The sequence below is a fragment of the Maridesulfovibrio bastinii DSM 16055 genome (genome assembly GCF_000429985.1).
In the GTDB taxonomy this organism is placed as follows: Bacteria; Desulfobacterota; Desulfovibrionia; order Desulfovibrionales; family Desulfovibrionaceae; genus Maridesulfovibrio; species Maridesulfovibrio bastinii.
In genome coordinates, this window is sequence record NZ_AUCX01000014.1 from 21,265 (window position 1) to 41,705 (window position 20,441).

26 protein-coding genes, 1 tRNA gene and 1 other RNA gene are annotated in these 20,441 nt (G+C 40.0%); 16 read left to right on the top strand and 12 right to left on the bottom strand.

Annotation, left to right across the window (positions count from 1 at the left end):
• Window positions 1-64: 64 nt before the first annotated feature.
• On the top strand, window positions 65-673 hold the full coding sequence (gene yihA / locus G496_RS0107455) for a ribosome biogenesis GTP-binding protein YihA/YsxC (protein ID WP_027178742.1): 609 nt from the start codon (window positions 65-67) through the stop codon (window positions 671-673).
• 14 nt (window positions 674-687) lie between these two features.
• Here the strand turns inward: yihA and G496_RS0107460 are convergent, their stop codons facing one another.
• Genes G496_RS0107460 through G496_RS0107470 form a run of 3 tightly spaced genes read right to left on the bottom strand, consistent with a single transcriptional unit; the run spans window position 688 to window position 3,179 of the window.
• A complete protein-coding gene (locus tag G496_RS0107460) occupies window positions 688-1,806 on the bottom strand; it encodes an LptF/LptG family permease (protein ID WP_027178743.1) in 1,119 nt (372 codons plus the stop codon).
• The gene (gene lptF / locus G496_RS0107465) at window positions 1,803-2,957 is read right to left on the bottom strand and encodes an LPS export ABC transporter permease LptF (protein ID WP_027178744.1); all 1,155 of its coding nucleotides are present in this window, start codon (window positions 2,955-2,957) and stop codon (window positions 1,803-1,805) included. The genes G496_RS0107460 and lptF overlap by 4 nt, the downstream gene beginning before the upstream one ends.
• A 15-nt stretch (window positions 2,958-2,972) precedes the next feature.
• A complete protein-coding gene (locus G496_RS0107470) occupies window positions 2,973-3,179 on the bottom strand; it encodes a hypothetical protein (RefSeq protein ID WP_027178745.1) in 207 nt (68 codons plus the stop codon).
• A 168-nt stretch (window positions 3,180-3,347) separates the two neighbouring features.
• Here G496_RS0107470 and G496_RS0107475 point away from each other — a divergent pair, with 168 nt between their 5' ends.
• Window positions 3,348-4,142, top strand: a complete 795-nt coding sequence (locus G496_RS0107475) for an undecaprenyl-diphosphate phosphatase (RefSeq protein ID WP_027178746.1) — start codon at window positions 3,348-3,350, stop codon at window positions 4,140-4,142.
• Between the two features lie 151 nt (window positions 4,143-4,293).
• Window positions 4,294-4,370 (top strand) — tRNA-Met (locus G496_RS0107480).
• Between the two features lie 492 nt (window positions 4,371-4,862).
• On the opposite strand, the gene G496_RS0107485 is transcribed toward G496_RS0107480, so the two are convergent.
• Complete coding sequence (locus G496_RS0107485; protein ID WP_027178747.1) at window positions 4,863-5,465, bottom strand: LysE family translocator; 603 nt, start codon at window positions 5,463-5,465, stop codon at window positions 4,863-4,865.
• A gap of 4 nt (window positions 5,466-5,469) precedes the next feature.
• Window positions 5,470-6,309 (bottom strand): AraC family transcriptional regulator, encoded by an 840-nt coding sequence (locus G496_RS0107490; RefSeq protein WP_034632709.1) that lies wholly within the window; start codon window positions 6,307-6,309, stop codon window positions 5,470-5,472.
• A 412-nt stretch (window positions 6,310-6,721) separates the two neighbouring features.
• Between G496_RS0107490 and G496_RS0107495 the strand changes: the two genes are divergently transcribed.
• The 5 genes from G496_RS0107495 (at window position 6,722) to G496_RS19100 (ending at window position 11,875) form a co-directional block, all read left to right on the top strand.
• Entirely contained in the window at window positions 6,722-7,135 is a 414-nt protein-coding gene (locus tag G496_RS0107495) for a hypothetical protein (protein WP_027178749.1), read from the top strand.
• 111 nt (window positions 7,136-7,246) lie between these two features.
• Window positions 7,247-8,521 carry a porin family protein gene (locus G496_RS0107500; protein WP_027178750.1) on the top strand — a complete coding sequence of 425 codons (1,275 nt, stop codon included), beginning with the start codon at window positions 7,247-7,249 and terminating at the stop codon, window positions 8,519-8,521.
• Window positions 8,522-8,846: 325 nt separating this feature from the next.
• Window positions 8,847-9,455 carry a hypothetical protein gene (locus G496_RS0107505; protein ID WP_027178751.1) on the top strand — a complete coding sequence of 203 codons (609 nt, stop codon included), beginning with the start codon at window positions 8,847-8,849 and terminating at the stop codon, window positions 9,453-9,455.
• Between the two features lie 25 nt (window positions 9,456-9,480).
• Window positions 9,481-10,233 (top strand): DUF4198 domain-containing protein, encoded by a 753-nt coding sequence (locus G496_RS0107510; RefSeq protein ID WP_027178752.1) that lies wholly within the window; start codon window positions 9,481-9,483, stop codon window positions 10,231-10,233.
• A gap of 238 nt (window positions 10,234-10,471) precedes the next feature.
• Window positions 10,472-11,875, top strand: coding sequence for a response regulator (locus G496_RS19100; protein ID WP_051294901.1), 1,404 nt, complete (start codon window positions 10,472-10,474; stop codon window positions 11,873-11,875).
• Window positions 11,876-11,884: 9 nt separating this feature from the next.
• Here the strand turns inward: G496_RS19100 and G496_RS0107520 are convergent, their stop codons facing one another.
• The gene (locus G496_RS0107520; protein WP_034632713.1) at window positions 11,885-12,085 is read right to left on the bottom strand and encodes a hypothetical protein; all 201 of its coding nucleotides are present in this window, start codon (window positions 12,083-12,085) and stop codon (window positions 11,885-11,887) included.
• A 170-nt stretch (window positions 12,086-12,255) separates the two neighbouring features.
• Between G496_RS0107520 and G496_RS0107525 the strand changes: the two genes are divergently transcribed.
• From G496_RS0107525 to G496_RS0107535, 3 genes are all read left to right on the top strand, one after another.
• Window positions 12,256-12,570: a hypothetical protein gene (locus G496_RS0107525; RefSeq protein ID WP_027178754.1), complete on the top strand. Its 315-nt coding sequence runs from the start codon at window positions 12,256-12,258 to the stop codon at window positions 12,568-12,570.
• A gap of 142 nt (window positions 12,571-12,712) precedes the next feature.
• Window positions 12,713-13,072, top strand: a transfer-messenger RNA (tmRNA) gene (gene ssrA, locus G496_RS20865).
• 184 nt (window positions 13,073-13,256) lie between these two features.
• On the top strand, window positions 13,257-14,435 hold the full coding sequence (locus G496_RS0107535; protein ID WP_027178755.1) for a tyrosine-type recombinase/integrase: 1,179 nt from the start codon (window positions 13,257-13,259) through the stop codon (window positions 14,433-14,435).
• A 30-nt stretch (window positions 14,436-14,465) separates the two neighbouring features.
• On the opposite strand, the gene G496_RS0107540 is transcribed toward G496_RS0107535, so the two are convergent.
• Complete coding sequence (locus G496_RS0107540) at window positions 14,466-15,341, bottom strand: hypothetical protein (RefSeq protein WP_027178756.1); 876 nt, start codon at window positions 15,339-15,341, stop codon at window positions 14,466-14,468.
• 179 nt (window positions 15,342-15,520) lie between these two features.
• Between G496_RS0107540 and G496_RS0107545 the strand changes: the two genes are divergently transcribed.
• Window positions 15,521-15,826 (top strand): hypothetical protein, encoded by a 306-nt coding sequence (locus tag G496_RS0107545; protein WP_027178757.1) that lies wholly within the window; start codon window positions 15,521-15,523, stop codon window positions 15,824-15,826.
• A 75-nt stretch (window positions 15,827-15,901) separates the two neighbouring features.
• On the opposite strand, the gene G496_RS0107550 is transcribed toward G496_RS0107545, so the two are convergent.
• The 5 genes from G496_RS0107550 to G496_RS0107570 form a co-directional block, all read right to left on the bottom strand.
• Window positions 15,902-16,105 (bottom strand): hypothetical protein, encoded by a 204-nt coding sequence (locus G496_RS0107550; RefSeq protein WP_027178758.1) that lies wholly within the window; start codon window positions 16,103-16,105, stop codon window positions 15,902-15,904.
• A complete protein-coding gene (locus tag G496_RS19105) occupies window positions 16,105-16,872 on the bottom strand; it encodes a phage antirepressor KilAC domain-containing protein (protein ID WP_211233836.1) in 768 nt (255 codons plus the stop codon). Before G496_RS19105 ends, G496_RS0107550 begins: the two co-directional genes overlap by 1 nt.
• Window positions 16,873-16,919: 47 nt before the next feature.
• Entirely contained in the window at window positions 16,920-17,150 is a 231-nt protein-coding gene (locus G496_RS0107560) for a hypothetical protein (RefSeq protein ID WP_027178759.1), read from the bottom strand.
• 80 nt (window positions 17,151-17,230) lie between these two features.
• Entirely contained in the window at window positions 17,231-17,392 is a 162-nt protein-coding gene (locus tag G496_RS21275) for a ribbon-helix-helix protein (protein ID WP_169725742.1), read from the bottom strand.
• Window positions 17,393-17,473: 81 nt separating this feature from the next.
• The gene (locus G496_RS0107570; protein ID WP_027178760.1) at window positions 17,474-17,779 is read right to left on the bottom strand and encodes a hypothetical protein; all 306 of its coding nucleotides are present in this window, start codon (window positions 17,777-17,779) and stop codon (window positions 17,474-17,476) included.
• 78 nt (window positions 17,780-17,857) lie between these two features.
• Here G496_RS0107570 and G496_RS0107575 point away from each other — a divergent pair, with 78 nt between their 5' ends.
• Genes G496_RS0107575 through G496_RS0107590 form a run of 4 tightly spaced genes read left to right on the top strand, consistent with a single transcriptional unit; the run spans window position 17,858 to window position 20,434 of the window.
• Entirely contained in the window at window positions 17,858-18,745 is an 888-nt protein-coding gene (locus G496_RS0107575) for a phage regulatory CII family protein (protein WP_027178761.1), read from the top strand.
• A gap of 9 nt (window positions 18,746-18,754) precedes the next feature.
• Window positions 18,755-19,588, top strand: coding sequence for a tetratricopeptide repeat protein (locus G496_RS19110; protein ID WP_051294903.1), 834 nt, complete (start codon window positions 18,755-18,757; stop codon window positions 19,586-19,588).
• Window positions 19,585-20,169 carry a hypothetical protein gene (locus tag G496_RS0107585; RefSeq protein WP_027178762.1) on the top strand — a complete coding sequence of 195 codons (585 nt, stop codon included), beginning with the start codon at window positions 19,585-19,587 and terminating at the stop codon, window positions 20,167-20,169. Before G496_RS19110 ends, G496_RS0107585 begins: the two co-directional genes overlap by 4 nt.
• Window positions 20,156-20,434 (top strand): hypothetical protein, encoded by a 279-nt coding sequence (locus G496_RS0107590; protein ID WP_027178763.1) that lies wholly within the window; start codon window positions 20,156-20,158, stop codon window positions 20,432-20,434. Before G496_RS0107585 ends, G496_RS0107590 begins: the two co-directional genes overlap by 14 nt.
• Window positions 20,435-20,441 lie beyond the last annotated feature (7 nt).

The following is a 20,441-nucleotide window of genomic DNA, read 5'->3' on the forward strand; positions in this document are numbered from 1 at the left end:
TGACTGCAAGGCCGAAAAAGGGAACTGTCACACGCCCGACAAAAACAATAAATGGATAATTATTATGACACATACACTTACTTTGACCAGCACAGTTTATGAGACTTCACAGCTTGAAGAACTGACCATACCACAGATAATTCTAGCAGGAAGATCCAATGTTGGAAAATCTTCCCTCATTAACTGTCTTGCCGGTAGAAAAAGCCTTGCTAAAATCAGTTCAACCCCGGGTAAAACCCGCAGTTTGAATTATTATTTAGCAGAACCTGAGGGCTATTATATTGTAGACCTTCCAGGCTACGGCTACGCCAAATGCTCCAAGGCTGAAAGAGCCAAATGGGCTGCTCTTATTGATAAATATCTGGAAAACAATCACCATATTGCTGCGGCCGCTGTTTTACTGGACAGCAGGCTAACTCCGCAAAAAAACGATATGGAAATGGTTTCCTATTTTATGCACTGCAATATACCGGTTATCCCGGTTATGACAAAATCCGATAAATGCAAGCAAAGAGACAGAGCCAAAGTACAGAAACAATGGCAGGAAATAATAAAAATAAAGCCAATTTGTGTTTCCAGTAAATCAGGAATGAACCGGACTGCCCTTCTAAACCTGTTTTTAAAAACAGCTCTTCCAACTTATGAAGAATCAGCTAAAACAGATGAAGAATGATAGCCGGACCGGCATTATCTCTTTTTAAAGAGACCAAATAAGGATTCAGGGACAAGAACCCATGCTATCCTTATTGATGCCAGCAGACCTATAGCTATATTTCCAGACCAGGCGGCCAGCATGGGAGGTAAAACTCCTTCCTGGCCGGCTGAAACTCCAATCATAAAGCAAGCGTAATAGGTAAACGTCAAAGCAAGACCAAGCCCGATATTAGCATATATGTTCTCGCTCCATGTTACCAGAGCCAGTGAGACCAATGCCATTGTCAGCAACGAGAAAGCATAGGACCACTTGGAGTGCCATGAGGTGCGCAACTTTTCCACGTTTGAGCCAGATTTTTCAAGCTGATTTATCATCCTGCTAAGCTGCCATAAGGGAAGCTGGGCAGGGTCTGCACCGGGATCAACAGCTTTGAAGACACTCAGATCAAGTTTAATAGGCAGAGTGACAAAAGGCTGGACGGAAGTTGTAAATCTGTCAGGACTTTTTTGCACCGCATTTTCCAGCTGCCAGCCATATTTATTCACCTGAGCCCATTTTGCGGTTGTAACCTTCTTTATAAGCCTTGAATCCTCACCAAACTCATAAACAGTTACATCTTTTGCCTTATTACCAAAAGGCATAACCTCTTTAGCATCAACGACAAAGTTACCGTCTCTAAACCAGATATTATGGAGAACTCGCTTATCCAGCTGACTTTTTCTTACATCTTCCTTCCAGATTCTAAAAGCCTCCTGCTCACCATATACACCTATAACCTGTGAAAAAAGAAGCTGTCCAAAGCTCCAGAGGATAGCGTAAATTATAAAAAAACGTACGAACCACCCCAGAGAAAGGCCACCGGTTCTAAGCGCAAGCAACTCGCGGTTACGCGCCATTACACCAAGTTGAACAATTAAAGATATTAAAAATACCGCAGGAAGAATTTGTGAAATTATAAGCGGAAGTTTGACTATAAAATACTTCAGGATAATTCCAAACCCAAGACCTGCGCCGATAAAATCATCCAGACGGTCAAAAAGATCTGAAAGCAGATATATACCCGTACCGACTCCAAGGCAGATACACATGAGTATCAGGTTCTGTTTCATCACGTATGTGGCAAGCTTGCCGGGCAGCAATTTTGATATCATGCCGTCCGTCTCCTAAGTTTTGGCAAACGGATTTTGACTCTTAATGTTGTTTCTCTGACGGCCAGCCGTAGAAAAACAACCGCTGCCGCAGCAAAAACAATATTAGGAACCCACAACCCTATCACAGGGCTGACACTTCCACTTTCGCCAAGACTTATGCCAAGCGAAAGCATTGTGTAATATACCAAAAAAAGTCCCATGGAAATAATAAGCCCGTATTGCTGCTTCAATCCTCTAAAAATACAGGCAATAGGCATTGCAAACATTCCCAGCACAAGACATGCGACAGGAAGTGACATACGCTTTTGAATTTCAACCGAAACTTTACGTAAAAATCTCCCGTCATGGCCACTGGAGAGCCCCTGCCGCTGAACGCTGAGCAACTTATCCCACCCCATTTCTTTGGGTCTGGGTTCATCAACGCTATAGCCCTGCAAGAGGTCTGAGAGAGGGATTCTGACATTATAGTTTCTGAATTTAAGGACACTTAACTGCTCTTTCTGCTGCTGATAAATGCGCCCGTCTTCCAGATGAATCATCAGTCTCCCATTTTTAGCATCTGTAAGAATTTCACCAAAAGGTGCCACAATGGTTGCGGTTATTCCTTTTCTTGTTGAATCGCGAACAAAAACAGAGTGCATGCGGGAAGTATCCTTATCCACTTTGTCAGCATAAAAAACAAGTCCGGGAAAATCGGTATTGAAGACACCGGGCTGAATTGCGAGCTGGCTCTTTGTTTTAGCAAAATCAACAAGGGCTTTTCTAAAATTTTCAGTTCCCCATGAAAGACCGTACATGGAAAAAAATACGTCCGCCAGAGTACATAATATGCAAAAAACAAGAGGCGCAGGAATCATCCTGTAAAGACTCAGCCCTCCGGACTTAAGAGCAGTGATTTCATTGTCTGAACTCATCCTTAAAAAAGTCAGAAAGATACTCAGCATGGTCGCTATCGGAGTAAGAACCAACAGGAAAAAAGGGCATAAATAAAGAAACAGCTTTCCCATCTCCAGAGCCGTAAGACTCTGAGTCATGAAAAGCTCTCTGAACTGAAGAATCCTGCCTATCAGAATGAGTCCCATAAACCCCGAGAGGCTTATAGTAAAAATCCCGGCAAGCTCTTTAAATATCTGTCTATGTAGGAGCTTCAATTTTTGACCTGAATATTATGATCTACTGGTATTACATGGGTCAAAAGTTTCATTGCCCCTAAAAAAACGTTTCACGAACTCAACATCTTTAGGAGAAAGATTAAAATTCATTGAAGCCTTTTCAATAAGTTCATTCCATGGTTTCCCAGTATTTTGAAATTCTTCGGTAATCCAGTTTATGGCCTTTTTAGTCAGTTCCGATTGTGAAGTTATTGTACTCATATATTAATCCTTTAAATTTGTTACTGGTAATCACTTAATTCTCTACACCAGCTTGAAAACCCTTGCAACTTGAAGCACTCTGACATACCCAGTTCGACAGTGAAGGTCTACCCCGTAAAGGAATTAGTATAATTATTACCTGAAATCCTGAAACATAAGGATATTTATATGGCGTCACTTATAACAGCTGGAATTCTTGGAATTGTTGAAGGCCTGACTGAATTTCTGCCGGTATCGAGCACCGGTCACCTGATCATCACCGGCAATCTTCTGGGCTATACAGGCGAAAAGGCGGCAACATTTGAAGTTGTAATCCAACTTGGAGCCATACTTGCTGTAGTTATCATGTACTGGCCAAGATTCTGGGGGCTTATCAGACCTAATTGCAGACAGAAATTTTCTGGTCTTCGCGGATTGTATCTGCTTTTTTTGACCAGCCTTCCGGCATCAGTTCTCGGACTTATTACCCATGATTATATAAAAGAGATGCTTTTCAACCCCAAAAGTGTTGCGTGGGCTCTTGGAGTCGGAGCGATTATGATCCTCATAGTTGAAAAAATTCAGAAGAAACCATCATGTTTTACACTTGATGAAATGACTCCAAAACTTGCTTTAGGAATTGGTTTTTTTCAATGTCTGGCTCTATGGCCGGGATTTTCAAGATCAGCGTCAACAATTATGGGGGGAATGATTCTAGGGGCCAAAAGGAAACTGGCCGCTGAATATTCATTTATTGCTGCTGTTCCTATTATGTTTGCTGCTACCGGATATGATATGTTGAAAAGCTACTCACTTTTCAGTTCCGCAGACATCCCCTTTCTGGCAACAGGTTTTATTGTTTCATTTTTTTCAGCATGGCTTGCGGTAAAGGCTTTTATATTTTTACTCGGAAAAATAACCTTAAATCCGTTTGCATGGTACAGATTGGCACTTTCTCCTCTTATTTTATTATTTTGGAGCTGAGCCCTTTTAAAAAGCGGCCTAGAGGTACATTCAACCCACTGCAATATGGAGTTATTTTAAAAAAAATTAAAAAAAAGTTCATTTTTTACTTGCCAAGCATACACCGAACGTATAAATACCTCCCTCGTTCGGACGGCAAAAACCGAAACGCGGCGAGGTAGCTCAGTTGGTTAGAGCATGCGGCTCATATCCGCAGTGTCGGGGGTTCAATTCCCTCCCTCGCTACCAAGGTAATTAAGATAATCCGTGAAACTTTAAGTTTCACGGATTATTTTTTATCCATAAAAGAATGACCACCAAACCTTCCTAATCTCTTAGATATATTGAGTCAGTAATCTCCGGTTCGATTCATTAAATTCCTAAGTATTGCTTCAAATACTTGTTCCCTCAGCTCAAAGAACAATTCTCTAAATTTTACAAACCGCAACATTGCACTTACTAAAAATCAGAGTGAACAGCGAAGGTTCAGGCTTTAACTATTGCCAGTCAATCCGGATTCAATTCTATTTTTTAAAATGTGGGTATCGGAATTTCCCTGTCGTTACAGTTCTTGCCCCTCAGGACGACCTCTGACCTCTTTAAATTGATTTTTTATATCTGACACTCGCAAAGCCCTAAAAACTAACTCAGCGCATTTTATGATCTCATTCTTTTGACACAAAAAAAGGCAGCTTGATCAAAAATGATTCAAACTGCCTGAAATATCCTAATTTGAACTTACTATTTAAGAACCAGAAAAATATCTTCATAAGCCATATCAATAGCTAAACACAGCAACATAATTCCCATAATGATGTTGAGATATTTAAACCAGGATATTCTTTCAATATGTTTTGATATTCCTTCTCCGAAAACAGCATAAACGAGTGGAGCTCCAAAGCCTAGTACGGCCAGCATGACAGACCACAGAGCTATGGTCCACCCGGTAATTCCGGCAGCTGGAAACTGAACAGTTGTGACCGGAAGAACAACCATAAAAGACTTAGGATTCAACAACTGCATCAAAAAACCGTCACGCATTTTCAGGTTGGTTGCAGGCTGACCTTCAGAAATATTATCTACCTTTGAAGACATCAGCTTAAACGCCAGATAGAGAATGAACAGAACACCAAAAAAAGTAAGTACGGGTAAAAAACTTTTACTGATAACAGCCGTACCGGCGTATCCGGTCAACATAAACCAGAACAACAATGCTGCGCCAACTCCGATACAGAAAGGAATATGAGCTGTATACTTTTGTTGAATTCCCCGTGAGATACTTAAGAGGTTAACCGGTCCGGGGGTGTACATTATACTTAAACAAAAAATAATAATCTTAAACATCAAACTATTCCCGCTTGAAAAGCTGCCTTTGATATTGTTTTGGAGTTATTCCATAAGTCCGCTTGAAATGACGATTCATGTGGCTGGCATCAAAAAAACCGAAATCCTGAGCGACCATTGATGGCGGAGCACCGGTTTTAAGAGCCTGACGGACCATATTTATTTTCTGGTTGAGAATGTATTTATGCGGAGTCATGCCGAACTGGCTGCGGAAGAGCCGGATAAAATGAAACTTGGAAATATTCACAAGGCTGCACAGTTCTTCTATCGAAATATCCCTTGTTATATTATCCAGAATATAATCTCTGGCCCGCAATAATAAAGAATCTTTGTTTTCAATAAAAGCATCTGGAATGAAAATTCCAAGTCTTCTGCTAAAATGCTTCGCAATTTCATACTGTAATTGCTCATACTCCAGACCGGAACTAGTTTCCGGAGAAACAAGGCCGGACATTTCAAGAATCATTTTCTTTAAAACATTGTCCCTGAAATTGGTTTCCGGCATCCTGAAACAAGGTTGTTTTTTATCCACTGTACTGGCCGCAAGAGCATAAAAATCTCTACGATCAAGATACAACATGGTATATTTCAGAGCATCATTATCACCAGGATGACCGTTGTGAACATCACCGGGGTTGAAAATTAAGATGTCACCCGGGTGGCTTCTGAATAATGAACCATTACATGTGAATTCCTGAATACCGCTCAAAGTAACCCCTACGGCAATCTCCTCATGTGCATGTTCGCTATAGGAAAAATCCGTCATCACAGCATTCAGAACAGTCATGCCAATAGGACTTTCCGCTTTTTTGAATTCAAAGCTATTCTGTTGTTTTGAAACCATTCTCAACCTCTGTTCATGCCTGATATTAAATATTGATCAAATTTAAAACTTGTATAAAATTGCTAAATTCAATTTTTTATTGAATAGTTTGCTATCCTTATTTGGCGTATTGATTTTATTTTAGTTTTTATGCTCAAAAATGTATGCTAGCTTCATACATAACTATTTTAATAAATTAAGTAAGATGATAACGAACTTTAGCTATTGCTGAAAAGATAATGATAAGAAATAATTTTTAAATTTGATCTTGGTTAAATATTTTTTTAAACAATTGTAAAAATAACAGATTTTATTCAATAATATTTAAATTGTTACCCTTGAAACACCTAGAATATCCTTCTTGCTGCACCTAATTAACTGCTAAGTTGGAGTGCCAGCCTTTTTTGCAAAATTCAAATTATAGGAGAACTTAATGCGAATCCCATATATTGTTATGCTAGCGGCCATATTAATTTTTAGCGCAGGATGTGCTCAAAAAAAACCTGTTCTTTATCATAACGCCCACTATAATAATACCAGCCCCGAACAACGGGACAAAGACATTAATTACTGTATCGAACAGGGAAAAACAAATATCGGAGAATCTTCAAGGGGAAAAACTTCATTAAAATCAGGTATAAAAGGTAGCGTAATCGGTGGAGCCGTCGGTCTGGGGATAGGTATAATTACCGGTAGCCCGGGAACTTCAACTGCAGCCGGAGCCCTTGGCGGAGGTGCTGGAGGTGCAGCCAGCGGAGCTTTTGACGACAGCGGGGATGCTCTTTTCAGAAGATATGTAAACAGATGCCTTCAAGATAAAGGATATGAACCCATAGGTTGGAAATAATAATCTGTACAGAATAACTTTATTTTATTCCACTTTGCATTAAGAATCTGAGATAAATGACGATAAGAAATTAATATTACTTATTTCTGTAAAATTTTCGGACGGATGTTAATGAAAAAAATACTGTTTATTCTGGTATATATTTTAATTCCAATATCATGCGCCTATGCTTGGCAGGGTAAAGTTATTGCTGTTAACAGCCCTGATTCATTTGTTATTCTAAAAGATAAAAGCCCCTTGGTTGTTACTCTGGAAAAATCTCAGGGGGGCAGCAATACCCCTGAGTCTACTCTGAAAATAAGTTCTCTGGTTTTGATGAAAGATGTGGAAGTTGAAGAAACCGGCAGAACTTTATCCGGAGGAATACTTGCTTATATAAAAATACACGGTGAACCACTTGGTGAAGCTCTAAATCCTGCTCCCCAGAAAAATATATCTGCTGACAGCAACTCATCAGAAGTCAATGAACGTTTCGTAGCGGATAAAACAATAAATTCCGATCAGATTCAAACTGGAAATGAATCCAATTCAAGCAATGCCATTGAATTGAGTGCTTCCAATTCCAAGAGCGAAAGGAAACCGGAAACCATAATCCATACCAGAGACATTCAGCCTGAATCGCCTCTGGGGTTGTGGCCTGTTCATCATAGTAATCCTGTTAAAGCATCACAGCGTGCGGCAAATAACTATTCAGAATCTTATACAATCGAAAAACAAACTTCTGAGGACCACGCAAATCAGGAAATAACAACAGAACCAGTTGAAACAGTTAAACCTGATAATTCAGAAACTTCAATTGAAACGAAAACAACTAAAAACAATGAGCCTGTCAGCGAACATAATGGTTTTTTCAAACACAAAAAAAATGATGAAATATATATCGGCGGCGGGGTCGGTCCCCAATATCTGACTCATGGAAACCCTAAGGTACCCTACTCCGAACTTGGAGTTATGGGTGGATTTACATATAAACAGTTCTTCCCCTCAGGACTCGGATTCGGCTCGGATTTCACTATTGCTGAATCATCCGGTAAAGAAGGATCTATCGGCAATTCCACAAACGGGACCTCTTACGATTACAAATCCAAATCCTTCATGAACTATACGCTCACAGGCTCCCTGCTCTATCGTTTCTATAGTGATCCAAACTTTATTCCCTATGTAGGCATTCATGGTGGTTACACCTTTTTCAGTACACCGAGCACACCATTCAGGCTCTCTGACGGAGCTCCCGTTGTCGGCGGTGGTGCAGGATTTCTTTATAAATTTGATTCCGGTTTTACTCTTGGTGTAGACTCAAGGTATCTTAAAACATTAGGAATTAAAAAAGATGATCCTTCAGGACAAATAAGCACACTGTTTACTGCCGGTTATACATTCGAGTGAGCTCCCTTCACAATTTGAATACCAGCTTCCGATAAAATATCAACTGAACGAACCATATTCATAACTGCTGATATAACCTATTCAGCCTTTTTTAAATCCTTAGTGAGCAGCTGCAATTTTAAGGATCAAACCTAAATTTGATTACATATCCTCCTTTTATCCTGTTCCATAAAAAAGCACTTAATTTTATCTAGTTAAGGCTGGCTTTGGCTCACATTTTCAGCAAATCGGTTTGACAATTTTCAAGTCAAAAGATATTACACATCTCTATATAGTAACACAATTTGTTACATTTTTATACAATGTAATCTTAAAAGGATGACTGATGAAACCTTTATACATTTTTAAACTACTTCTTTTCACAATTTGTCTTATCGGATTTCAAATTTCCACAGCCTCAGCACACAGAGTAAATCTTTTTGCTTATGTGGAAGGTGATACGATCTACTCCGAGAGCTATTTCAGTAAAAAAAATCGAGTCCATCAGGGCAAGATAACTGTTTTCGAACTTGAGAGCGGTAAGCAAATATTAACCGGCAAGACCGATGACGAAGGAAATTTCAACTTTCCTATTCCTAAAGAAACTTTAAAAAACCATACCGGTTTAAAAATCGTATTAAATGCTTCACAGGGTCATAGAAATAAATGGATTTTAAAAGCTTCAGAGATAAACCCTTCTCTAGATAAAAAAGAACCATCAGCATCTTCAACAACAATTGCAAAAGCACCAGAATCCACATCTGAACTGACAGAAACTCAAAAAAACTATCTTCAACCCCGTTTACAAAAAATAGAAAATGAACTGGATGCAATAAAAAGTATTCTTATTTCCCAACAAGAAACAGGTCCAGGCATGACAGATATCATCGGTGGTATTGGCTATATCCTTGGATTGTTCGGCATTGCCGCTTTTGTTGCTTCCAGGAAAAAATAACCTTTTAACAACTGGAGAAATTTTGATGAGGAAATTTAAATTAACAATCGCGCTTTCAGCCATGATTGTTTTTTCTGCAAGTCTTGCTTTTGCTCACTTTGGTATGGTTATACCGGATTCATCTGTTATTCTTCCTGACCATAAAACAACAAATTTAACTTTAAGCTTTGCCCACCCTTTTGAGGGAAATGGTATGAATCTGGCTACTCCGCAAAAATTTTCTGTCTATCATGACGGCAAAGTAACTGACCTGCTTTCAACTTTAAAATCAACTAAAGTTATGGGCCATGAAGCATTTACAACCAGCTATAATTTTAAAAGACCGGGAATGTATGTTTTTGTAATGGAACCAAAAGCATATCCGGAACCAGCTGAAGACAACTACATCATTCATTATACTAAAACAGTTATTTCTGCTTTTAATGAAGGCGAAGACTGGAACAAACCAGTTGGAGTAAAGACAGAAATTGTTCCCCTTACAAGACCATGGGGCAACTATGCCGGTAATGTCTTTCAGGGACAGGTTCTCTTGGATGGAAAACCGGTTCCCGGATGCAGAGTTGAAGTTGAATACTATAATAAAGACAAAAAGCTGACTGCTCCCTTTGAATGCATGGTTACTCAGGAAGTAATCTGCGATGATAACGGAGTTTTTACATTTGCATGTCCTAAATCAGGCTGGTGGGGTTTTGCCGCACTTAATGATGCTGATTATAAAATTGAAGGCAAAGACGTAGAACTTGGAGCTGTTCTCTGGACACAGATGATGTCTTATTAATAATTTTTTTATGCTTAATAAGTATAAAATATAATAAAATAAAAAGGTTGAGACTAAAAAATAAGTCTCAACCTTTTTTTACGTTCAATATGAATCTTATTTATAATATATTATGTTTGATTAAAATTTTACCAAATTTTAACTTTAAAGAAAACATGGGGTATTAATGTATTGACACGGTGATTCATATAATAAATTATTCTCAACATAAATTGTAACTTCTCTTACGCTGCCTAAAATGACGCAAAACCAAAAGCCAAAAGTTCTCATAGTTGACGACAGCAAAACCGTCAGAATGGTCCTTAGCAAACAACTGACGAATAGAAATATTTTTGTGGAGCTCGCTGACAATGGGGAATCCGGTCTTGAAAAAATACAGAAAGAGCATTTTGACCTTATAGTCACCGACATAAATATGCCGCGAATGGATGGATATACCCTTTGCCGGAAAATCAAAAAAGATCCACTTATAAAATCTGTTCCCGTAATAATACTTTCAACAAATGAAAGTGATGAAGATATTGAAAAAGGTTTTGAGGTCGGAGCAGCAGCTTATGTAACGAAAAACAACGCAAGCACTGAACTCTTACCATATATTGAGGACGTGCTGGATAAATCTATGATGCTCAGGGATAAGCTTATCCTTGTAGTTGATGATTCAAAATATATCCTGAGTATTGTCAGCAGCTCACTTTCTGAAGCCGGATTTCAAGTTGTTACAGCAAAAAATGGCATTGACGGGTATAAACTGGCCGAGGAATTAAAACCAAACCTTATTTTTTCAGATATAAATATGCCCGGTATGAGCGGAATTGATTTCTGCTCTAAAGCTCAATCTAACTCAGAATTATCAGGTATTCCTTTCGTAATAATGAGCACTGGTGCAGACAAGCGGACAATGCGGGAATTACTACACCACGGAGCTTCTGCCTTTCTGGTAAAACCTTTTAATATCACTCAGCTTGTAATTACCGCCGAAAAACTTTTGAGCGATCACTTCCAACTGCTGCTGCAACAGAAACTTGCACTGAATATGGAAAGGAATTTGCTGTTAAGCAGTATAACCAGCCTTATTCAGGCGCTTGAGGCTCGAGATGCCTACACTAGAGGACATTCTGAGGGTGTAGCACAATTGTCTATAGGAATAGCCAGAATAATGGGTTTTAATACGGAAGAACTGGAACGCCTTGAAATATCAGCAAGACTCCATGATCTTGGTAAAATAGGAATTCGTGATGATGTGCTGCTTAAACCCGGAGGACTTACTGCGGAAGAATATGATATAATTAAAAAACATCCGGTATTCGGGGCAGAAATTTTAAAACCTATCCCAAGTTTGGAAGATATTATTCCCGGAGTATTGTATCACCACGAAAAAATGGATGGCAGTGGTTATCCGTACGGATTGCGTGGTAACGAAATACCTTTATCTGCTAAAATAATTGCTGTTGCTGATGTATATGATGCGCTAGCTACAAACAGACCATACCGCAAGGCAAAATCTCATCAAAGTGCAATGGAAATAGTTAAATCTGAATCATGCAGCCATCTGTGTCCTGACTGCGTTAATGCTTTTATTGAGCTAATGAGCCTTAAACAGATATCTCAGAATCACAATGAGACTTATGTTACAACAAAATAGTAATAACTGTTAAGAAGGATCAAATTTATCAAGACCTGAAATTTGCCATGCTTTATCTTTATCAACCTCAGTTCCTTCATTCAAAACCAGCTCTACTATATCATCAGGAACATCTAAGCTCGCTTCACAGCCCATCTCAAAAAGCCTTTCCTGATTGTTATCATAAATATAAGCCTTTCCATTCCATTCCAAAAATTTGAAAATACTCATTTTAATCTCCTTTTAACCAAGCTGTTAAAATCATTTAACACTAGCTTACACAGAGGTGAAGAAATAAATATCTACATTGAAATTATATAATCATTATGAGAAAAAATAATTAGCAAATGATATTTTATAACCAAATTCAGTCTAGAAAACATATAAATAAAGAGTGTTAGATGATAAATCCTAAAATATACCCTGCTGTACTTTTTATTATGGTAATGCTGTCTGCTCCATCTGTAGCTTTATCAGACATAGTTATCAGGACAGACAACAGCACAATCTGCAAAGATGAAAGAATTGATTTTGGAACAGCAGAAATCAAATGTTATCAGGATCAATCGATATTAAGCAGCTGGATTTGCAATTATGACATGGGTTATGTTTGTAAAAATTCTGTAAGCGGTGAGATTAGAAAAGGTGGATTCATCCCTAAAGCCGGAGATTTGTGCAGCCATCTATGCGGTGGTAATGAGAACGATTGGAAATAATTTCATACTGAAGATTCTTGCTTTCCTTAATAAAGTGGTATATTGACTTCCTCTTCTGTTCTTAGCTTTATGGCATATTTATTCTTTTTAAATCATTGCCAAAGCTTTGAAACTGACTATTCTTTAGATAGTTCTTTGAAATGGGGGCGCACTGGTTTCGACGGGAATGAAAGAAGCCAAGGTTGCAGGTCGAGGCGCCGCTGGCCTCGTAAAAAGCGGCACAATCATAATTGCCAACGACAATTACGATTACGCAATGGCAGCTTAATTAAGCTTGCCGTGTCATAGTTCTGATGTCTGATAAGAAATATGACAACAAACCCATCAGGCTGGCCATTCTTCTGTTGCACGTCCAGAAGGAGGTAAGAACCCAGCACGCGCTGGTCCGAATGTTGCCTGTTCAGGGGCTTTCATTCGGGCGAGATACAATACTTGAACTAAACCTGTAGAAGCCTTGGTGGAGCATTCTCGGACGGGGGTTCGATTCCCCCCGCCTCCACCATTCTCCCATCCATATCCATCCGTATCTGTCCATATCTCCCAGAAAATACAAGATAAAAAGCCACTTTATAGTCCTATGGTGTCCGGTCCAATCCGTTGACATCCAGCATTTTTTATGGGTAACTTTGCGGGTAACAATGGTTCTAGCAAAAAAAGTTACCCATAAATATCCGTAGGCCACTAATATGTTAACGATTAAAACAATTGATGCGGCAAAGCCTAGAGAGAAATCATACAGACTCTCTGATGGGCAAGGATTGTATATACAAATACCTCCTAAAGGATCTAAGAGATGGCGGTTCCGTTATTATTTTGAAGGCAAAGAAAAGATGCTTTCCTTAGGCACTTACCCGGACACGTCTCTTAAAACCGCTAGAGATAAAACTAGAAGCATGCGAGAAATCCTTTCAAGTGGAACTGATCCTGCTCTAGTCAGAAAAGAAATATCCCAGAAAAATTTAGAATCTAATTCTTTCCAAGTCATAGCCACAGAATGGCATCAGAAATATTACCAGACTTGGACTGAAGGACATGCAGCCACTATCCTTTCAAGACTTGAGAATAACATTTTCCCATGGTTGGGAAGCGAACCTATTGATTCCATAACAGCTCCAGATATCTTAGAGGCTCTAAGGCGTGTTGAGAGTCGTGGTGCAATTGAAACAGCTCATAGAATCAGAGGAATTGTAAGCAGAGTTTTTCGATATGCCATAGCGACAGGCCGAGCTGAAAGAGATCCAGCAGCAGACTTAACCGGAGCTATCCCACCTGCCAGATCAGAGCACTTTCCTACCATTACAAGTCCAAAAGAAATCGGAGAGCTTTTAAGAGCTATTGAAGGATATTCAGGTCATTTTGTAACTAAATGTGCTTTGCAACTTGCACCATTAGTATTTGTTAGACCGGGTAATCTACGGCAGGCTGAATGGTGTGACATTGATTTAGCTAATAAAGAATGGCGCATTCCTGCAAGCAAAATGAAAAGAAATAATGATCTGATTGTACCGCTTGCAAGACAAGCAGTACAGCTCCTTAAGGATATTTATCCCTATACTGGAACTGGAAGATACGTTTTCCCTGGAGTCAGAACCAGTGCTAAGCCTATGAGCGAAAACACCATTAATGCAGCCCTTCGCTCTCTTGGATATAGAAAAGAAGATTTTACAGGCCATAGCTTTAGATCGATGGCAAGTACTAGACTAAATGAAATGGGATGGAATCCAGATGCAATAGAATTGCAATTGGCTCATGTTGAGCAAAACGAAGTCAGAGCAGCCTACAATCATGCTAAATATCTAGATATACGAGTAAAGATGATGCAGGCGTGGGCAGATCATTTAGATGAACTGAGAGCTATGAAATAATTCTAACTCTCAGTTTACTTCTCCCACACATCACTCTTCCACAAATTTCTGTTTACCAAGCCCATGGACTAGCCACCAGTAAGTTATTTTAAAATCCTCTATAATTCTGCACTTCAGTTCAGCAGGGAGATCGTCCCTCTTTCTAAGCTTATTCAGTCTACCAGGAGTTATCCCTAAATACTCTGCGAGTCTTTCATCGGAGTCTGCTCCTACGACCTCGGAAGTTCGGTCAAGGATGTCCTTCGCCCTGTTTGTAATGATAGGCCTACTCACAATTAAGTATCGAGATCCAAAAAAGGTATCAGTTAGATACTGAATACTGGCTTCAATCTTCGCCAACCCATGCTTACGCTTAACCTCAACCTTTATTTTATGCGTAACTCCCTCTTGAGCTTTGGCTCTTCTCAGCCCCTCCAACACATCGCTTTTATCATTGTTGCTTTCAACTGCGTCAAGAATGTCAAAACCAGGGTCTTGTCCATAAAAGAAAGAATCCGGATCGGCCGTGAATGAGATGGTTTTAAAATTCATATCCAGAACCCATCGCGAGTCAGAGGGGAATCTGGATATATTATTAAATATTAAGTCTTCCAATTTTTTGAAGGCCATCGCTGGTATCAGTTGTATTATATAATTTTCATCTCCTATTGGGGTTATTTCAGCCATAAATGAAACCAAACTATTACAAAATAAATTTATTTCAAATTTAATTTGTTGTTTTTTTTCTTTAACCATTAACAATTTAGAAATTATTAGCTCACTTTTTTCGCAAAAAATATCATAAACGCTTAAAGCTCCATGACATATTTTATCCGTAGCTTTATTTAAAAAAAGGAGTTCTCCCCTCAAATTAACAATCATCGTAGGGTGTTGTTGTAAATTTACATACTGTTTAATTGCTTCCATTTTATTCTTTCTCATTCATATAAAAAATTGTGAGTGAGTGCCCTTCATGTCAACTATTTAGTATTGTTGACAATTATAAAGCTCATTAATATTTATGATTATACATATTTTCATTGTATCTGAAAGGGCTTCTTACCCTTATATGGAAGTCTATTTTTTAGATCAAAGGAGGGACAAAAATGTATCAAGGAATACAGCTCACGCGGGAGGAAGAAAAATTGTTTGAAAAATTAGACGAGCTCACAGCCTCAGGTTATGAAATATGCCAGATGATGCGAGCTATGGTGGGAGAGAAAAACAAAAAACTGCCCGTAACAAACCAACCGGCAGTGGTGGAACTTGTTCCTAATTCTGGAGAAATCTATGCTCTGACAGAAAGCTACAAAGAGCGGTATGTCGCAGCCTCAATAATAATTGAAAAAGCGTCGAGTAAAAAAAGAAACTTAATGGAAAAAATATTTGATATTATCCGCTCATTCTTTTGAAAAAATCTTCCCCTCAGAGGGATTCAAACTGAGGGGAAGATTGTAATTTGTGGGTTAACACTCCTTATCGCAAAATTAACAAGCCTCTTTCTGTTTATTGCAAGCGTCTATCAAATTTTCAAACGCATCTGCTCCCACATTTACAGAAGCTTTTATTTTTTCCAACAAAAAAGCCTCTCCATTTCTTTCTTCTGCAAAAAGCCTATTTATAATTATATCTAATGCGCATGCGGCACATAACATATCAGAGACATAAACCCCGTAAGATTTTCTATCCATTACGCCACCTCCTGACAATTTTTGTATCCTTCAAGAGAAGATGCAGCATTACGCTTAGCGTTCATCTTGTCGTGAAACTTCTTTATAAAGTAAAGCTGCCCCTTGCCGGTTACCTTGGTAGTCTTTGTAATGTGTGTCCCCTTGGTTCCAGCCCTTGTTCCTTCCTTAATTACAAAGAGGCCTAGGTTCATACTTAGTTGAGTAGGCATGTTATATTCACTGCCACCTTTAATTAGATATCCATTTTTACGCATCCAAGCGAATAGCCGCTTCTGGCCTATGTCGTACTGAGTAGACTGTTTAATCAGTTTGGCTAGTTCACCGATCAGGATGGTAGTTTCGGACACCTCAATGGATTCGGCAAAGACAACCTTAAGACGATCAGCTTCAATCTTCATTTCAGCATTACGCCTTCTTTCCTGCTCGTCCTTTAAAGAAGTGGCTAGTTGGATCAAAATGTCAGGATTAAGCAAGACTTCTTCCAGCTTATCTGGAGTCATATAAGCGTTATGCTTACGGATACTGGGGAGGACTTCGCCGACTACCCATTCCTCAAACTTCTCCGCTGCGGGGAGCTTGGAACGCATAATTAAGCGGTAGACGTCGCGTTCGGGGATGATGGTCAGGAAACCACCATCGCGTTTTGCGATAGTGGTTGAAGCCTTGCAATGCTTGCCTATTGCATCGGCGGTATTCTTGTAGCCCAATGAAGTGGCAACGTCCTTACCAGCAAAATAAAGCTCACCATCATTCAAGAAGGTCCTCACCTGACCAAACTTCTCGTGTGAAAATACTTGTGTGAGTTCTGACATGACTATTCCCCCTCTCTGATAAGTTGCTGATAGATAAGAGTTGCATTCGTATTGATGTCCACTGCCAAAAGCTTCAAGGCGTGGTGAATGCGGGGAATAGAGGTTCCTTTGCCTTCGTCCGTTTCACAAAGTTGAGCGAGGGCTTCAAGGGATTCTGCCGCTTCCATGATTTCGTAAGCAGCATTACGGGATTTGACGGCATCAGTTGATGCAGTTATAGACTTCTCAGCCATGACAACCTCCTGTGTAAGGTTGTTAAAGGTTAGGCTCGTCTCGGTGGTGGTACACCTTGGCGGGCCGTTTTAATTTGGAACTATTTTTCTTTCTTCTTTTCCTCGGCTTTTTTGATCCGTCTTTCCATTTCCTCCATGAATATTTCTTTGAAGGTTGTGTCGTGCTCAACGCAGTAAAGTTTGTATCTCTTGTGCGTATCTTTATCCAGTTTCATAGAAATGTTAATTTTTCCGTTTGCCATGACCTTTTGTAGCTCTGTCGCTACAGATTGTCAACAACCAAACCTCAGAAAGAGAGAAGTTCCCCCTTTCTGAGGTTTGCCCTATATCCCAAGCCCTAAGCCATGCTTCTTCGCAGTTGGAGACTGAGTGCCCCTGCGTGCGGAGTTTGTTACGTCGAAGACATCCAAAGAATCGCCCGTCTGAGTATGTTTTCTAAGGACATTAAACAATACGTCTATACTCTCAAACTCAACCAAATAACATGACTCGCTGAGTTTACTGTGCGGGAGAGATTTTACCTCTTTAAGCAGTTTGTCCCGCCTCTCTACTTGAAGCCCCATAGCCGACGGCAACCCTCTAGGCATACTGGCCCCCACTATGTCATACGCTACAATGAATCTGTTCATAATAGTCCTCCTTGCTTAATTTGCTAGAAGGATATTTCATGTGATACATCCAATCAGTCATAATGTAGGAGGTGGATTATGACCTCTAAGAAGGTGACAAAATACTTTCAAAATGCTTTTTTGAATAAAGATTGTTCTGTTTCGGCAGAAGAAATGGCAGACAAGATTGGAGTTAAGACCCCAACTCTGTATGGCAAGCTAGACCCAAACCTACGTGCCTCTGGAAAGTCTAAAGGCAACCTGTCAGTCGATGAGGCAGTTGAATTAATGAGACTAACGCAAAACGTCACTCCTATCGCAGGTATGGCAAAAGAGAGCGGAGTCCGTTTTTTAATTATAAGAGGTGGGCGCATTGAGGGGCTAAACTGGAAGGTGAAGCAAGATGAGTTCAAAGAAAACAGTGTCGCCCCAAAGAGTGATCCTTCGTTGCCTTCTAAGTCATGGGAGATATTCGCGTTTGCGCGTGGGCTTCTCTCTACCTCCAGTCTGTGTCGGATATTCAATGTTGAGCACGCCCAGATTTGCCGCTGGGCCAAAGCTCCTGCCGTGTTCGACGACTCCAGTCGCAATCCTGTTGATACTGTAACCACCATGCTCCGCGAGATTGCCGAAGCAGGCGAGAAAGAAGGGAGAGAGGTCGTCCGTATAGCGTTAAACTCAATAGGGAAAGAATGTGGATTTAAAGTAGCCAACCTCTCAGCAACGGAACCAACAGCCGAGGACCTTCGTGCTGATTTTTTAGAAATATTCAATCGACTGCATGAACTTCAAGCGTCAGCTCATAAGCATGAATCCCCCCTCGTAGTCGAAGCATATGCAGACAAGGCCGCCGAGGCACTGTCGGCTTTTGTTCTGCGCTACGCGGTGGATTATCAGGATATGGGTGGTCGGGTTATGTTTTCACGAGGATCTACCGAAACCGAAAAAACATCACTTTGGCACCGGCTTAAGATGAAATTTTTATAGGCGCATTTCATGAAAAAACTACTCCTCCCCATACTGGCAATCATCCTCCTTGCTATCGTTGTTGCTCCTAAAAATGCTTACTCCAAAGAAGTACAACATCATAAAAAAGTATATGCATGGGATTCTTATGACTGGCTAATCCTTTCGCTTGAAGGAAAAAAGAAGGTTGCCGAAAGTGGCAATGCATTTGCCCAGTGCTATATGGGTAAATTGTATTTAGGCGAGATAAAAACTTACAATGTTTCTGTTGATTATCCAGAGGCCGAAAAGTGGTTTTTGGAATCTGCAAGACAAGGCTACACTGAAGGTCAAGTAATGTTGGCTACGATGTACTTTAAGGGGATAGGAGTAAAAAAAAATTATACAAAGTCTTTAATGTGGCTAAGCAAAGCATCAGAACTAGGCAGTGTAGAGGCAAACCTTTATCTCGGATACCTTTACTGGCATGAGGGTACAGGATTTCAAAATCCCAAAACAGCTTGTGCTTATTTTAGAAAAGCAGCAAAGCATGGTAATTTGTGGGGTCTGTTTGAACTAGGGAATGCTTACCTTATAGGTAAGGGGGTGCCGCAAAACTACAGGCAAGCGAAAGTTTTGTTTAGCATGGCAGCTGAGCAAGAGCATCCTAGTTCTCAGTTTGGACTGGCTGTTCTTTATTACAAAGGACTAGGGGTTCAAAAAGACAATATCAAAGCCTGCATGTGGGCGAATCTAGCTGCTTCACAAGGCCACAAAGCAGCAGCACAAGCTCTAAAAGAAATTTCTGCATCGCTCCCCCCTGCTCAAGTTGCTATAGCCCAGCAACTAGCCCATAGCTGGCTTAAAAAAAAGAGAAAGAGATGATCACGAAGAAACTAATCGCCATTATATTTTGCTTGATCGTTTTGCCTGCCACCACCCTTGCGGCCCCGCAGGTAGTGACAGAAACCCACACCTACGTTCTCGGTGACAATGACTCCAAGAATGATGCTCGCACCATGTGCTTCCTAGAAGCTAAACGCAAGATGCTGGAAAAAGCCGAAACGCTGGTTATGAGCCACACACAGGCTAACATGGGCAGACTGACCAAAGATGAAATCAATAGCTACACTGCGGCACTGATCAAAATTGAGAACGCTGGGGAGGAATGGCGATTTAACGATTCCGGGTCCATGGTTGTAGTTATGACAGTTAAAGCCGTGTTGGATTATGATGATATCAAAAAGAGACTGAATGACATTCAGAAGGACAGCACAGCTAGAAAGAAGATTGTTGAGCAGCAGGATAGATTGGCGGCTTTGGAAAAAATGATAGCCGGACTACAGCAAAAATTGGGCAAAGCCAATGTCGTTGAGGCAAATCAGCTAAGGAAAGACAGGAATGTTGCCTTTCAAGAGATTGATGAGCTTCAGACCAAAAAAAACAATAATAATGAAACGGATTAAATTCAAAAGCCGAAATGCTGCACAGCTTATTGAAATTGGTATGACTGAAGATGAAGTCAAAGAGTTAGCAGGGAAGCCTTTAACTATAATAAAGTCTATCACAACTGGATGGAGCTATGGCGATGTTTGGGTTAATTTTCAGAGCGGAATTGTTTGCGCTGTCTACTATAGCCCTGCTTTTCATTCCGAAATAGAAGGTAATAGAATTAAAATAATCCAATCTCTTAAAGGTGTAATTGACGATAATGGACAACTCATCAGGTAGGAACATC

What these genes read in the sequence shown, in the direction of transcription:
- yihA (WP_027178742.1), top strand. Translation starts at nt 65, where the DNA reads ATGACACATACACTTACTTTGACCAGCACAGTTTATGAGACTTCACAG.
- G496_RS0107460 (WP_027178743.1), bottom strand. Translation starts at nt 1,806, where the DNA reads ATGATATCAAAATTGCTGCCCGGCAAGCTTGCCACATACGTGATGAAA.
- G496_RS0107470 (WP_027178745.1), bottom strand. Translation starts at nt 3,179, where the DNA reads ATGAGTACAATAACTTCACAATCGGAACTGACTAAAAAGGCCATAAAC.
- G496_RS0107475 (WP_027178746.1), top strand. Translation starts at nt 3,348, where the DNA reads ATGGCGTCACTTATAACAGCTGGAATTCTTGGAATTGTTGAAGGCCTG.
- G496_RS0107485 (WP_027178747.1), bottom strand. Translation starts at nt 5,465, where the DNA reads ATGTTTAAGATTATTATTTTTTGTTTAAGTATAATGTACACCCCCGGA.
- G496_RS0107490 (WP_034632709.1), bottom strand. Translation starts at nt 6,309, where the DNA reads ATGGTTTCAAAACAACAGAATAGCTTTGAATTCAAAAAAGCGGAAAGT.
- G496_RS0107495 (WP_027178749.1), top strand. Translation starts at nt 6,722, where the DNA reads ATGCGAATCCCATATATTGTTATGCTAGCGGCCATATTAATTTTTAGC.
- G496_RS0107500 (WP_027178750.1), top strand. Translation starts at nt 7,247, where the DNA reads ATGAAAAAAATACTGTTTATTCTGGTATATATTTTAATTCCAATATCA.
- G496_RS0107505 (WP_027178751.1), top strand. Translation starts at nt 8,847, where the DNA reads ATGAAACCTTTATACATTTTTAAACTACTTCTTTTCACAATTTGTCTT.
- G496_RS0107510 (WP_027178752.1), top strand. Translation starts at nt 9,481, where the DNA reads ATGAGGAAATTTAAATTAACAATCGCGCTTTCAGCCATGATTGTTTTT.
- G496_RS19100 (WP_051294901.1), top strand. Translation starts at nt 10,472, where the DNA reads ATGACGCAAAACCAAAAGCCAAAAGTTCTCATAGTTGACGACAGCAAA.
- G496_RS0107520 (WP_034632713.1), bottom strand. Translation starts at nt 12,085, where the DNA reads ATGAGTATTTTCAAATTTTTGGAATGGAATGGAAAGGCTTATATTTAT.
- G496_RS0107525 (WP_027178754.1), top strand. Translation starts at nt 12,256, where the DNA reads ATGATAAATCCTAAAATATACCCTGCTGTACTTTTTATTATGGTAATG.
- G496_RS0107535 (WP_027178755.1), top strand. Translation starts at nt 13,257, where the DNA reads ATGTTAACGATTAAAACAATTGATGCGGCAAAGCCTAGAGAGAAATCA.
- G496_RS0107540 (WP_027178756.1), bottom strand. Translation starts at nt 15,341, where the DNA reads ATGGAAGCAATTAAACAGTATGTAAATTTACAACAACACCCTACGATG.
- G496_RS0107545 (WP_027178757.1), top strand. Translation starts at nt 15,521, where the DNA reads ATGTATCAAGGAATACAGCTCACGCGGGAGGAAGAAAAATTGTTTGAA.
- G496_RS0107550 (WP_027178758.1), bottom strand. Translation starts at nt 16,105, where the DNA reads ATGGATAGAAAATCTTACGGGGTTTATGTCTCTGATATGTTATGTGCC.
- G496_RS0107560 (WP_027178759.1), bottom strand. Translation starts at nt 17,150, where the DNA reads ATGGCTGAGAAGTCTATAACTGCATCAACTGATGCCGTCAAATCCCGT.
- G496_RS21275 (WP_169725742.1), bottom strand. Translation starts at nt 17,392, where the DNA reads ATGGCAAACGGAAAAATTAACATTTCTATGAAACTGGATAAAGATACG.
- G496_RS0107570 (WP_027178760.1), bottom strand. Translation starts at nt 17,779, where the DNA reads ATGAACAGATTCATTGTAGCGTATGACATAGTGGGGGCCAGTATGCCT.
- G496_RS0107575 (WP_027178761.1), top strand. Translation starts at nt 17,858, where the DNA reads ATGACCTCTAAGAAGGTGACAAAATACTTTCAAAATGCTTTTTTGAAT.
- G496_RS19110 (WP_051294903.1), top strand. Translation starts at nt 18,755, where the DNA reads ATGAAAAAACTACTCCTCCCCATACTGGCAATCATCCTCCTTGCTATC.
- G496_RS0107585 (WP_027178762.1), top strand. Translation starts at nt 19,585, where the DNA reads ATGATCACGAAGAAACTAATCGCCATTATATTTTGCTTGATCGTTTTG.
- G496_RS0107590 (WP_027178763.1), top strand. Translation starts at nt 20,156, where the DNA reads ATGAAACGGATTAAATTCAAAAGCCGAAATGCTGCACAGCTTATTGAA.